The organism is Chromobacterium sp. CCUG 30098, assembly GCF_059916605.1.
Window position 1 is genome coordinate 174,386 of sequence record NZ_JAUCGS010000002.1, and the last position, 13,500, is coordinate 187,885.

Below are 13,500 nucleotides of genomic sequence, written 5' to 3' on the forward strand. Positions count from 1 at the left end.
TTTTCCGTGTGCTTCCGTGGCGAATAAAAATCATGCTTCCGCCTCCGCCGTCTTGGCGCCAAAGCGTTTGCCCAGCCGGTCAAAGGCCAGGTAGATCACCGGAGTGGTGAACAGGGTCAGCACCTGGCTGAGCAGCAGGCCGCCCACCATGGCCACGCCCAGCGGCTGGCGCAGCTCGGAACCCATGCCGCCGCCCAGCATCAGCGGCAGCGCGCCCAGCAGCGCGGCCAGCGTGGTCATCAGGATGGGCCGGAAGCGCAGCAGGCAGGCCTGGTAGATGGCGTCGCGCGGGCTCATGCCGCGCTCTCGCTCGGCTTCCAGCGCGAAATCTATCATCATGATGGCGTTTTTCTTGACGATGCCGATCAGCAGAATGATGCCGATGATGGCGATGACCGATAGATCGTTGCCGGATAGCAGCAAGGCCAGCAGCGCGCCGATGCCGGCCGAGGGCAGGGTGGAGAGAATCGTGATGGGATGAATATAGCTTTCGTAGAGCACGCCCAGCACGATGTACATGGTGACGATGGCGGCCAGGATCAGCCACAGGGTGTTGGACAGCGAAGCCTGGAAGGCCAGCGCCGCGCCCTGGAACTTGGTGTCTATGCTGGCCGGCAGGCCCAGCTCGGCCTCGGCCTGACGGATGGCGTCCACCGCCGCGCCCAGGGAGGCGCCCGGCGCCAGATTGAAGGACACGGTGGCGGTGGGGAATTGCCCCAGGTGGTTGACGGCGAGCGCGGCGGGGCGCTCCTCTATGCTGGCCACCGCGTCCAGCGGCACCGGTCCGCCGTTGGCGGTGGGCACGTACAGGCTTTTCAGCGACAGCGGGTCTTGCTGGTGCTGCGGGTCCACTTCCAGCACCACGCGGTATTGATTGGTCTGGGTGAAAATGGTGGAGATCAGCCGCTGGCCGAAGGCGTCGTAGAGCGCGTTGTCGATGGCGGCGGTGCTGACGCCCAGGCGCGCGGCGGTGTCGCGGTTGATGTTGACGTAGGCCTGCAGGCCCTGGTCCTGCAAATCGCTGGCCACGTCGGCCAGCTGCGGCAGCCGGCGCAGCGTCTCCACCAGCTTGGGCGTCCAGGCGGACAGGTCCTCGGCGCTGGTGGCTTGCAGGGTGAATTGGTATTGGGTGCGGCTGACGCGGGAATCTATGGTCAGGTCCTGCACCGGCTGCAGGTAGAGCGCCATGCCCGGCAGCGCGTCGGCCTGGCTTTGCAGCCGGGCGAGCACGGTGCGGATGTCGTCGCGCTCCGCCTTGGGCTTGAGGTTGATCAGCAGCCGGCCGTTGTTGAGCGTGGCGTTGTTGCCGTCCACGCCGATGAAGGAGGACAGGCTGTCCACCGCCGGGTCTTTGAGCAGACGCTGGGCCAAGGCTTCCTGCCGGCGCGCCATGGCGCTGAAGGAGATGGATTGCGAGGCCTCGCTGACGCCCTGGATGGCGCCGGTGTCTTGCAGCGGGAAGAAGCCCTTGGGCATGGCCAGGTAGAGCGCGGCGGTCAGCGCCACGGTGGCCAGCGCCACCAGCAGGGTTAGCGTCTGCCGCTCCAGCACCCAGCTGAGCATGCGGCCGTAGCGGGCGATCACCCGGTCGAAGAAGCGGCCGCTGGCGTGGTAGAAGCGGCCTTGCTTGTCTTCCGGCACGTGTTTGAGCAGGCGCGCGCACATCATCGGCGTCAGCGTCAGCGAGATGAAAGCCGAGATCAGGATGGACACCGCCAGGGTGACGGCGAATTCTCGGAACAGCCGGCCCACCACGTCGCCCATGAACAAGAGCGGAATCAGCACGGCGATCAGCGAGATGGTCAGCGAGATGATGGTGAAGCCGATCTGCTTGGAGCCTTTCAGCGCCGCGGCCATCGGCGTTTCGCCGTCTTCGATGTAGCGCGCGATGTTTTCTATCATCACGATGGCGTCGTCCACGACGAAGCCGGTGGCGATGGTCAGCGCCATCAAGGTGAGATTGTTGATGGAGAAGCCGGCCAGATACATCACGCCGAAGGTGCCCACCAGGGACAGCGGCACCGCCACCGCGGGGATGACGGTGGCCGGTACATTGCGCAGGAACAGGAAGATCACCATCACCACCAGGGCGATGGCCAGCATCAGCTCGAACTCCACGTCCGCCACCGAGGCGCGTATGGTCACGGTGCGGTCGCTCAGCACCTTGACGTCCACCGCGCCGGGCAGGGCGTCGCGCAGCTGCGGCAGCAGGGTCTTGATGCGGTCCGCCACCTGGATCACGTTGGCGCCGGGCTGGCGCTGCACATTGAGAATGATGGCCGGGGTGGCGCCGGCCCAGGCGGCCAGGCGGGTGTTTTCCGCCGAATCCACCACCTGGGCCACGTCGGACAGGCGGATGGGCGCGCCGTTGCGGTAGGCGATGACGACGCCGCGGTATTCGTCGGCGGACTTGAGCTGGTCGTTGCCGTCTATGGTGGAGGCCTGGCGTGGGCCGTCGAAGCTGCCCTTGGCCTGGTTGACGTTGGCGCTGGCGATGGCGGTGCGCACGTCTTCCAGCGTCAGGCCCAGCGAGGCCAGCTGGCGCGGATTGGTCTGGATGCGCACCGCCGGGCGCTGGCCGCCGCTGATGCTGACCAGGCCCACGCCGGGCACTTGCGACAGTTTTTGCGCCAGCCGGGTGTCGACCAGATCCTCCAGCTTGGTCAGCTGCAGCGTGGGCGAGGTGACGGCGATGGTCATGATGGGGGTGTCCGCCGGATTGACCTTGCTGTACACCGGCGGATTGGGCAGATCGGAGGGCAGCAGATTGCCGGCGGCGTTGATCGCCGCCTGCACTTCTTGCTCGGCCACGTCCAGGCCCAGTTCCAGGCCGAACTGCAAGGTAATCACCGAAGCGCCGCCGGAGCTGGTGGACGACATTTGCGACAGGCCGGGCATCTGGCCGAACTGGCGCTCCAAGGGCGCGGTGATGGAAGAGGTGATCACCTCCGGGCTGGCGCCCGGGTATTGGGTGACCACCTGGATGGTGGGATAGTCCACCTCCGGCAAGGCGGACACCGCCAGCATGCGCCAGGCGGCGAGGCCGGTCAGCAGGATGGCGACCATCAGCAAGGTGGTGGCCACCGGCCGCTGGATGAACAGACGGGAGGGATTCATGCCGTCTCTCCGCGCTTACTGCGCCGCCGAGGCGCGGCGTTTGCCGGCCGGGCCGCTGCCGTCGCGCTTGTGGCGCCCGTTTTTGCCCGCGCCCTGGGCGGCTTGGCGGTTTTGCGCGGCGCGGTCCACCACGGTGACCTTGGCGCCGTCGCGCAGCTTGTCCAGGCCGTCCACCACCACGCGCTGGCCGGGCTGCAGGCCTTGCTCGACGATGACGATGTCGCCGACGCGCGCTCCGGCGCTGATCTTGTTCAGGCTGACGCTGCTGTCGGCGTTGACGCTGTAGACGTAGCTGCCCGCCTTGCCCAGCTGCACCGCGGCGGCCGGCACGGTGACGGCGTTTTCCTGCTCGCCCAGGCTCAGGCGCACATTGACGAATTGATTGGGGAACAGGGCCTCGTCGGCGTTGGCGAAGCGGGCTTTGAGGTTGACGGTGCCGGTGCTGGTGTTGAGCTGGTTGTCTATGGCCAGCAGCGCGCCGTCGGCCAGCTTGTTGCGGTTGTCGCGGTCCCAGGCTTCCACCGCGAGGCCGGGCTTGGCGCGGCTGGCCCGCAATACCGGCCCCAGGCTGACTTCCGGCACCGAGAACAGCACGTTGATGGGCTGGGTCTGGGTGATGACCACCAGGCCGTTGGCGTCGCTGGCGTGGACGATGTTGCCCGGGTCCACCTGACGCAGGCCGGCGCGGCCGGACACCGGCGCGGTGACGCGGCTGTAGCTGAGCTGCAGCCGGGCGTTGTCCACCGCGCCCTGGTCCAGCTTGACCGTGCCCTGATACTGGCGCACCAGCGCCGCCTGGGTGTCCACCTGTTGTTTGGCGATGGAGTTCTGCTCCAGCAGCTGGCGGTAGCGGTTCAGGTCCAGCTGGGCGTTTTGCAGCAAGGCCTGGTCGCGCAGCAACTGGCCTTCGGCCTGGGCCAGCGCGGCCTGGAACGGGCGCGGGTCCAGTTCCGCCAGCAGCTGGCCTTGTTTGACCGGCTGGCCTTCTTCGAAATGCAGTTTGTCCAGCTGGCCGTCCACGCGGCTGCGCACGGTGACGGTGTAGGTGGAGTTGACGGTGCCCAGCGCGCTGATCTGCAAGGGCACGTTTTGCCGCTGCGCGGCGGCCACGCCCACGGCCGCCGGCGGCGCGGAGCGGCGTTGGCCGGCGGCGTCCGAGGCCGCGTGCTGCCGCCACCACCAGCCGCCGCCCAGCGCGAGCGCGACGACAAGGCCCCAGCACAGCGGGGAACGGTAAAACGGGCGGCGAGGCGCGGCGGATTGGGTCACGGCGGGGCTCCAGAAAAACGGCCTTGGAGCGGCGAGGGCCGCTCCGGATCATTCGAAGGCGACCGCCGGCGCGGATGGGGCGAGGGATGGCGCCGCAGCAGGCTGAGGGTCGATGCTTACAGCATTATGCGCTCCGTGTTTGAACCGGGCTTTGCTTGCGCCGGCGATTGTATGTCGAATTGTTGCAAGACTTGACGGAATGTAAGGTGAGGCCGGGCAGCGGCGAAATGCCAGGCCAGTTGCTGCGCGCGCTGGCGGTAGGACGGCGTGGCCAGCATGCGCCGCAGCAGCGGCGGCAGCTGGCCGGTTTCGATGTGGCGGCGACGCAGCGTGGCGCCGGCGCCGTAGGCTTCGATATGCCGCATCGCCAGCAGCTGATCCATATTGGACGGGATGCCGATCACCGGCCGGCCCTGTTCCAGCGCTTGGTAGCTGGTGGGGCTGCCGCCGTTGCAAATGACCAGGTCCGCGCGGGCGGCGGCGGCCTCGCCGGGCAGGAAGTCGGCGCTGAACAGGCCGGAGCGTTGCGGCAGCCGCTGGCGGCGGCCGGTGCTGGCGATCACTTGCAGGCCTTCGCCCAGAAGCTGCTCAATCAGCGTGGGCAGCAAGGCCAGATTGCCGGAAGAGCCCAGCGACAGGTAGACGGTGGGACGGTCTTGCAATTGCGGCCACCAGTCTGGCAGCGCGCCGCCGGGCGACCAGGTGACCGGGCCCAGATAGCGGTGGTGGGCGGGCAGCGGATCCAGCGGCACCAGTTCCGGGGAATCGTAGTAGAGCACTTGATCGCCGTGGCTCCAGGCCTCGAAGCAGTTGGCGAAGGGCGCCAGGCCGTAATGGGCGCGGGCGCGGTTGAGCGAGCGGGCCAGCAGCCGGGTGGCCAGCGGGGTGATCCAGCGCATCAGCGCGGGCATGACGGGCAGGCGGTGCAGATTGATCTTGGCCAGTTCCGGCACCGGCAGCGGCTGCGGCTGGCGGTAGGGGCTCCAGTAGGCGTTGATCAGATTGATCAAGGGCTTGCCGGAGAGCGCGGCGCTGATGCCCAGCGAGTGGCGGAAGTCGCCGACGATGATGTCCGGGTCCAGGCGTTCGATCAGGCGCAATTCTTCTTCGACGTAGGCGATGATTTCCTCGCGCCGGTACAGCGGCTTGCCGTTGTCCACGGCGTCAAGAAAGTCTTCGCAGCTCTTGGTGATCAGCGGGTGGTATTGGATGTCCTGGCGTTGGTAAATATGATCGAAGCGCGGCGCGGCGGCTAGGTGGATGTCGTAGTCCGCTGCGGGCAACGCGGCGGCCAGGGTGTAGGGGCGGGCGACATGGGCCAGGGTGACGGCCTCGCCGACGAAGAGGATTTTCTGCTTGCGTGGGTTCATGGCGGTTTTCGGGGGATGGGGGGCGATGCCGCCCGGCGGGGCCGGACGGCGCGGGGCGGGCCTTAGAACGTGTTTACGATCTCGCGAGCTAAGGCGAGACAAGGCGTTGCGGCTGAGAAAGCGGAATGTACGCGTGGTACATGAGCATTTCGAAGCCTTTTTCAACGCTGTATCGCCGACGCGCAGCAGATCGTAAACAGGCGCTTAGCCTTTGTGGACCTGGACACGCCACAGCTCGCGTCCGCGCGAGGCGCGGGTCATCGCGCGGCGGCCGTGCAGGCTGTTGTAGTTGTCTATCAGCGCCAGGTCGCCGTCGTGCCAGTCGTGCTCGATCAGGTTTTCCGGCGCATAGGCCCGTTCCAGCAGTTCCTGCACCAGGTTGGGATAGTCGTCGGCGCGCTCTTCCACGTCGACGAAGAACTTCTGCAGTTCGGAGTTGCTGTTTTCCTGGAAGCGCAGCACGGATTCGCCGGTGTCCGGGTGGGCCTCCACCAGCGGGTAGACGCGGGCGTCGCCGCCGAAATAGGTGAACTTGGTGTGGTAGCGGATTTCCAGCCGCTCCCATTCGGCCAGGGTGGCCACCGGCACCTGGCGCAGGATGTTGCGCGCGTCCACCAGGGTGGTCTGGCCTTCGCCGTGCTGCGGCGCGGTCTTGCAATACAGCGCGAACAGGCTGGCGCTGAAGCGCGGATTCTTGCGCACGAATTCATTGTCGGCCGGCAGCATGCTCAAATCCCAGTGCAGCGGCAGCTCCTCGAAGGAGTGGACGAAGCCGTCGGCGTCTTCCTCCGGCTTGACCTTGTGCACCGCGCCGAACTGCCAGATATACGGGGTGCCGAACTGGGCGCTGAAGTCGATCAGATTGTCCTCGTCGGCCACGGCGAAGCCGCGCAGGGCGACGAAGCCGAACATCTGGGCCAAGCGGGTCAAGGCCGGGCGCGGCAGAGACAGGCAGTTGGCGCCGGGACGGCGGTTTTCTATCAGCAGGCCGAAGCGGCCGGCCCGCATCACCGACAACTCGCAACCTTCCCATTCCGCGCCGGCCTGTTCCAGATAGAGCCAGGGCTGCCCGCCGAAGCTCACCGCCTTGGCGCGGCGCGCGTCCAGCGCCTGGCGCTTGGAGACCAGCTCGCCGTGACCGGCCAGGTTCAGCAGGTAGACGCGGTGCCAGGGCAAGGCCGCCTCGGCCTGGGCCGGAGACAGGCGGATGGGGAATTTGCCGCCGGGCGCGCCGGATTGGTGGATGGTCAGCCGGATGGCTTCCGGGAAATGCTCGGCCAGCATCGCGTCCAGCGCGATGCCGCGCCAGGCCAGGCGCCGCGCGCGCTGCGGCCAGTCCTCGGCCTCGGCGATGCCGCGCGCCGCATTGTCTTCGCGCAGCAGGCCCAGCCATTGCGGCTGGCGTCCGGCCTGGTTTTCCGGCAGCGGCTGGGAGAAGTCCGCGGCCGCGGCGGGCAGGTAGCGGCGCAGCACGCTTTCCGCGCGGTCGCGCAGGCGGTCGAAACCGGGCTGGATGCTGGCGTAGTCATGCCAGCGCAGTACCGGGCTGGCGTAGAGCGCGCGCAGCCGGCGGTGGTAGTCGTTGGCGGTGTCGCGCGGGATGTCCAGCAGATCGTGGAAACTCAGGCCGTCGCTGAACAGTTCCAGCGCGCAACCGGCCGGGTAGACGCGGCCGACGGCGCGGCACAGCCGGTCCAGCCGTTCCAGCGCCGCGTATTCGGCGTAGTCGGGGCGGTCGGACGCGGTCTTGTCGCGGGTGTTGGGCGATTTCAGCGGAAAGCCCGGCAGCAGCAATTGCAGCGGCTGTTGCCGGCGCACGAAGCCTTCCACCTGGGCGCTCAGCGCCTGGCGGTAGGATTCGCGCTGCGGGTGGTCGGCTTCACCCTGGAAGGCGTCGAGCAGAATGGAAACAATGGAAGCGACAATAGGTTCGTTTTGCATGGCGATACTCGAAATGAACAATGAAAGGCGGGGCTTCAGGCGGCGGTGGCGATGAAGTGGCTGGGCCGGCCGTCGACAAAGACCAGCGCGGACTGGTTCTCGTCGATGTCGCTGCGTTTTTTCAGCATCACGCCGTGCTCGTGCTTGATCGCGGCGGCGTGCCAGGGCGTCAGCCAGGCGTCGGTGCTGTCCACTAGGCGCACGCCGATTTTGGCGGAGACGCGGAATTGCGGATGAATGGACAGGCGCAGGCTGTCCGGAAACGCGCGCTCCAGCAGCCGGCTCCAGGCATTGCTGCGCTGGATCACCCGGTAGGCGTTGGCGCGCGCCATTTTCTGCAAGCTGGTCTTGCTGTGGCCGGCGAAGCGCGGCATGCCTTGCGCGTCTTCGAACAGGAAACGGGTAATGCCCTGGTACATCGCGCGCATCGCCGGTTCGTCCTGGCATTGGCGTTTGATCTGTTCGATGGAGTCGCTGTAAAGAATCAGCAATTCCTCGCGCTGGGAATCCAGGTCGCCGATATAGCTGAAGTGGTCTTTCAGATCGTAAAAACGGAAGCTGTCGCCATGGCGTTGCCGTGCGTAGCGAATCAAGTCGTCCATATAGGCGGCGACTTCCGCGTCCGGGATATACACCACGTCGGAAAAGCAATAGCCGTCCGAGCAAATGGCGACTTGAGCGCCCGGCGGGTAGATGCTCTGAATGTCCCGGCAGAGTTGGTGCAGATTATCCAGCGCGTGGCGTTCGGCCAGGTCGGGCATGGCGCCCAGGGTTTTATTGCGGTTGGGCGATTTGCCGGGAAAGGCCGGCAAAATCATTTGCAGCGGCTGACGTCGGCTGACGGCGGCCTGAATCTTGGGCAGGTGAGGGGCCATTTCCGCGGCAAGGTCTTCCGGCGCGGCAAGGTCTTCCGGGTGGACGCGGCGCAGCTTGAAAACCCGTTCCAGTATTTGCCGGGCGAGATCCGAGGCGGAAACTCCAAAAGGGTGAAAAACAGGGTCGACAATGGCGTTCATGGTTTATCTCAAATGGTTGTGGAATCAAAAGCGATTGAATTGCGACTGGCCCACGTTCATGCGCGGGCGTTTCACTTATCGTTATGTGATAACCAAAATAAAAATGATGGAAAGAACAGGTTTAGCTTTAGTTAGCGCGGCCATTCTATGGCAGATGTCGGGAGCGGGCGAACAAATTAGCCGCTATAGGGTTATGAGCAATCGTTATATTGATATGGCGAAGGGATTGGATGAATAAAGGCGGATGGAAATTTTATTTGTTTTAGGTGGGTTTTTATTCAATGGGGCGGTGTGAAAATTGTAAATGCGATTGTGACGGTTTGTGATGTCTTATTTGTTTTAATTTGGATTAAATTTAAATTTGTCTTTATATGACAAGATCTTATTTGTCATTTTTGCAAATGAGATTCATTCCTATTTGTAAACGACGGGAGACCGTCGGAGACTGTGAGTTTTCCCATGCAACCACGTTGCGGCGCTGCGGTCGCGGCGCCTTTCCTGCGGCGCGCCGGCGCGGGCGGGGCGGGTGAAAACTGTATGATTCACGCGACAGATGCGGCGCGAGATGACGATGAAGCGCGGCGAACACACCCCGGATGCTGCGTTGCGCCGACTCGTCGTACTCAAGGTCCGCCGCGTTTCAGAGCGCCGCGCCGCGGATGGGCAAAGCCGCGTTCTCCGCCGCAGGCCCGGCCCGTACCGGCCGGCGGGGCTTTGGGCCGGCTTTCGGCCGCAATCCAAGCGGGTGTGGTATTCCTTTGCGAACATGACATTTTCGTTTTTTAAGCTTCAAAGCCATGTTTGACTAGTCAACAGTCGTGGTTGCTGTCATTCTTTTGCGTTTCGATTACGACTGCCTGTCGTAGCGACAGCAGGCCGCCGGCTGGCCGCAGCGAGCCGAAAGCAATGTCGCCGAGCAGGCGCACTTGAGACAAAGAGATGGAAAAAAAGCAAGAAAGCCAAGAGCTTAGGCGCACCTTGCAGGCGCGCCACCTGTCGATGATCGCCATCGGCGGCTCCATTGGCACCGGCCTGTTCCTGGCCTCCGGCGCCACCGTGGCGTCGGCCGGCGCCGGCGGGGCCTTGATCGCCTACGCCCTGATCGGCCTGATGGTTTACTTCCTGATGACCAGCCTGGGCGAAATGGCCGCCTTCATGCCGGAATCCGGCTCTTTCCAGGTATACGGTTCGCGCTTCGTCGATCCGGCCTTCGGCTTCGCCCAAGGGTGGAACTACTGGTACAACTGGGCCATCACCGTGGCGGTGGAGCTGGCCGCGGCCGCCATCATCATGCATTACTGGTATCCGGCGGTGCCCGGCATCGTCTGGAGCGCCGGCTTCCTGTTGATCATCTTCGTGCTCAACTATTTCTCGGTGAAGGGCTTCGGCGAGGCCGAGTTCTGGTGCTCGATGCTCAAGGTGGCCACCATCATCGCCTTCATCGTCATCGGCTTTTTGATGATCTTCGGCATCATGACCGACCCCAATCCGCAGCGCATCGCGCCGGGTTTGTCGGTGATGCAGCAGGGGCAGGGGCCGTTTGTCGGCGGCCTGGCCGCCTTTGTCGGCGTGGCCATGATTGTGGGCTTCTCCTTCCAGGGCACCGAGCTGATCGGCGTCGCCGCCGGCGAGTCCGCCAATCCGGGCAAGACCATCCCGCGCGCGGTGCGGCAGATCTTCTGGCGCATCCTGATGTTCTACATGCTGTCCATCCTGATCATCGGCCTGATCCTGCCGTACAACGATCCGCTGCTGCTGAAGAACGATATGAAGGACGTCGGCGCCAGCCCGTTCACCCTGGTGTTCAACCGCGCCGGCTTCGCCATGGCCGCCAGCCTGATGAACGCGGTGATCCTGTCCGCCATCCTGTCCGCCGGCAATTCCGGCATGTACGCGTCCACCCGCATGCTGTACACCATGGCGCGCAACAAGATGGCGCCCAAGCGCTTTGCCGAGCTGTCCAGCAACGGCGTGCCGCGCAATGCCTTGTACGCCACCAGCGTGATCGCCGCGCTGTGCTTCCTGACCTCCTTGTTTGAAACCAACGCGGTCTATCTGTGGCTGCTGAACTCTTCCGGCATGACCGGCTTCATCGCCTGGTTGGGCGTGGCCATCAGCCACTACCGCTTCCGCCGCGGCTACGTCAAGCAGGGCCACGATCTGGCGGACTTGCCCTACCAGGCCAAGTGGTTCCCGCTGGGGCCGTTGTTCGCCTTCGCGCTGTGTCTGCTGATCATGCTGGGCCAGAACTACGAGGCCTTCATCGGCGGCCATATCGACTGGAGCGCGGTGATCGCCACCTATCTGGGCATCCCGCTGTTCCTGGCGCTGTGGCTGGGCTACAAGTACAAGCACAAAACCCGGATGGTGGCGCTGGAAGAGATTGATTTCAGCGAGGCGCTGGTCAAGGCTCGCGCTTTGCGCCAAGAGAATAAGGACGGCAAGCTGGCCGCCGCCACGCGCTGATCCTCTGTGAATTCTGCCAGCCTTAGCGCGGCAGTTCGCCAACAGCCCGGCCATGCCGGGCTGTTTTGCGTAAGGGCTTGATTGTTTTGGATTCGGCGCCGGCCCATGCCGGCGCCGCGGACGCGCGCGGCGCGCCGGAACCGGGGCGGGGCGCCGCAGTCCGAACGAGAGCCGGCTTGCAATACTGATGAATTGTGTAATATGGCGGCTGGCGCGGCGCCGCCCGCCGGCGTTCCCGATCTGAATTCGATGGCTTCGGAGTCATTCATGCAGTTGCTGACAATATTCATAACAAAGTTTCTGTTTGTGATGGCCGCCTTGCTGCCGATCATGAACCCTCCGGGCCTGGTGCCCATCTTCATCTCGATGACGGCGCGCAATACGCCGCAGCAGCGCCGCTACCTGGCGCGCCGCATTGCCATGTATTGCGCCTTGCTGCTGTTGGGCAGCATGTTCACCGGCGGCTATGTGCTGTCCTTCTTCGGCGTGTCCTTGCCGGTGGTGCAATTGTCCGGCGGCCTGCTGATCACCTTCGCCGCCTGGCGCATGCTCAACGACGCGCCGCCGGAGAGCAGCCCCACCTCAACCGATCAGCCCATCCAGGCGGAAAACCAGGACGCCTTGAAGCAACGCGCTTTCTATCCGCTGACCTTCCCGCTGACGGTGGGGCCGGGCTCCATCTCGGTGGCCATCACCATGGGCGCCTCCTTGACCGATACCGGCAAGGGCATCGTCAAATACGCGATCTCGCCGCTGGCCGGCAGTTTCGCGGTGCTGGTGTGCAGCTTGCTGGTCTATCTGTGCTACCGCCACGCCGACAAGCTGCTGCGCTATCTGGGCCAGACCGGCTCGGTGGTGTTCCTGCGCTTGTCCGCCTTCATCCTGCTATGCCTGGGCGTGCAGATCATGTGGGACGGCTTCGGCGCCCTGATCACCCAGCTGGCGCAGGATGTGTTGCCGCATAAGTGAGCGGGGCGATTGGACATCTTTTGATGTGAGGCAAATGCCGCATCGGCCAAATTGAGCATACTGCGATTATGACAAATGTCTTAAGAACAGGAGTTTGCCATGGCCACCAGCGCTTTCTTCATCCCCTGCGTCAATCTGATGGGCGCGGGCTGTCTGCAACAAGCCGTTGAAACCATGCGCGGCTACGGTTACCGCAAGGTCTTGATGGTGACCGACGCCGGCCTGGTGAAAACCGGTCTGGCCGGCCGAGTGACCGAGCTGCTGGGCGGCGTCGGCATCGCCACCGTGCTGTTCGACGGCGTGCATCCCAATCCCACCACCGCCAACGTAGGCGCCGGCCTCGCGCTGTTGCGCGAGCACGGCTGCGACGCCGTGGTGTCCTTGGGCGGCGGCTCGCCGCACGACTGCGCCAAGGGCATCGCCCTGGTGGCAGCCAACGGCGGCAAGATCCAGGATTACGAGGGCGTGGACAAGTCCGCCAAGCCGCAACTGCCCTTGGTGGCGATCAACACCACCGCCGGCACCGCTTCGGAAATGACTCGCTTCTGCATCATCACCGACGAGAGCCGTCACATCAAAATGGCCATCGTCGACAAGCACACCACGCCGGTGCTGTCGGTCAACGATCCGGAAACCATGGCCGGCATGCCGGCCGGGCTGACCGCCGCCACCGGCATGGACGCGTTGACCCATGCGGTGGAAGCCTATGTGTCCACCATCGCCACGCCCATTACCGACGCCTGCGCCTTGAAGGCGGTGACGCTGATCGCCGGCCATCTGCGCCGCGCGGTGCGCAACGGCATGGACATGGAGGCGCGCGAGCAGATGGCTTACGCGCAATTCCTGGCCGGCATGGCCTTCAACAACGCGTCGTTGGGCTATGTGCACGCGATGGCGCACCAGCTGGGCGGGTTTTACGATCTGCCGCACGGCGTGTGCAACGCGGTGCTGCTGCCGCATGTGCAGGCTTACAACGCCAAGGCGGCCGGCCAGCGGCTGGCCGATGTCGGCGCGGCGCTGGGCGTGGAAGCCAGCGCCGAGGCGGCGATCGCCGCCATACGCCAATTGGCGGCCGATGTAGGCATTCCGGCGGGATTGACGCAACTGGGGGTCAAGGAAGAGGATATTCCTGAACTGGCCGCCAACGCCTTGAAGGACGCTTGCGGTCTGACCAATCCGATCCAGGCCAGCCACGAGGAAATCTGCGCGATCTTCAAGGCCGCGCTGTAGCGGTAAAGGGCCGCGGCGATTCGCCGCGGCCTTCACGATCTGCTGCGCAGCGGCGATACGACGCTAACAACCCGCTCAAAATGCTTATGTGCCACGAGTACATTCCGCTTTTGCGTTCGTTT

Annotated in this window: 9 protein-coding genes; 4 read left to right on the forward strand and 5 right to left on the reverse strand. The window is 64.7% G+C overall.

What is annotated here, in order from left to right; all coding sequences use genetic code 11:
* Positions 1–30: 30 nt before the first annotated feature.
* The 5 genes from QUG03_RS06515 to QUG03_RS06535 all read right to left on the reverse strand — a co-directional run bounded on the left by QUG03_RS06515 (position 31) and on the right by QUG03_RS06535 (position 8,713).
* Positions 31–3,117 (reverse strand): MdtB/MuxB family multidrug efflux RND transporter permease subunit, encoded by a 3,087-nt coding sequence (locus QUG03_RS06515; RefSeq protein ID WP_235088903.1) that lies wholly within the window; start codon positions 3,115–3,117, stop codon positions 31–33.
* A gap of 15 nt (positions 3,118–3,132) precedes the next feature.
* The gene (locus QUG03_RS06520) at positions 3,133–4,386 is read right to left on the reverse strand and encodes an MdtA/MuxA family multidrug efflux RND transporter periplasmic adaptor subunit (RefSeq protein ID WP_500819674.1); all 1,254 of its coding nucleotides are present in this window, start codon (positions 4,384–4,386) and stop codon (positions 3,133–3,135) included.
* Positions 4,387–4,502: 116 nt separating this feature from the next.
* Positions 4,503–5,756 carry a glycosyltransferase gene (locus QUG03_RS06525; protein WP_500819675.1) on the reverse strand — a complete coding sequence of 418 codons (1,254 nt, stop codon included), beginning with the start codon at positions 5,754–5,756 and terminating at the stop codon, positions 4,503–4,505.
* A 204-nt stretch (positions 5,757–5,960) separates the two neighbouring features.
* Entirely contained in the window at positions 5,961–7,697 is a 1,737-nt protein-coding gene (locus tag QUG03_RS06530) for an isocyanide synthase family protein (protein WP_500819676.1), read from the reverse strand.
* Between the two features lie 35 nt (positions 7,698–7,732).
* A complete protein-coding gene (locus QUG03_RS06535; RefSeq protein ID WP_107799372.1) occupies positions 7,733–8,713 on the reverse strand; it encodes an isocyanide synthase family protein in 981 nt (326 codons plus the stop codon).
* Between QUG03_RS06535 and QUG03_RS06540 the strand changes: the two genes are divergently transcribed.
* The 4 genes from QUG03_RS06540 (at position 8,712) to yiaY (ending at position 13,378) form a co-directional block, all read left to right on the forward strand.
* Positions 8,712–8,951 carry a hypothetical protein gene (locus QUG03_RS06540; RefSeq protein WP_500819677.1) on the forward strand — a complete coding sequence of 80 codons (240 nt, stop codon included), beginning with the start codon at positions 8,712–8,714 and terminating at the stop codon, positions 8,949–8,951. The two genes, QUG03_RS06535 and QUG03_RS06540, sit on opposite strands and share 2 nt — an antisense overlap.
* A gap of 701 nt (positions 8,952–9,652) precedes the next feature.
* On the forward strand, positions 9,653–11,179 hold the full coding sequence (locus QUG03_RS06545; protein WP_107799371.1) for an amino acid permease: 1,527 nt from the start codon (positions 9,653–9,655) through the stop codon (positions 11,177–11,179).
* A 267-nt stretch (positions 11,180–11,446) separates the two neighbouring features.
* Positions 11,447–12,148: a MarC family protein gene (locus QUG03_RS06550; protein WP_107801780.1), complete on the forward strand. Its 702-nt coding sequence runs from the start codon at positions 11,447–11,449 to the stop codon at positions 12,146–12,148.
* Positions 12,149–12,247: 99 nt separating this feature from the next.
* Positions 12,248–13,378, forward strand: coding sequence for an L-threonine dehydrogenase (yiaY, locus tag QUG03_RS06555; RefSeq protein WP_107799370.1), 1,131 nt, complete (start codon positions 12,248–12,250; stop codon positions 13,376–13,378).
* Positions 13,379–13,500 lie beyond the last annotated feature (122 nt).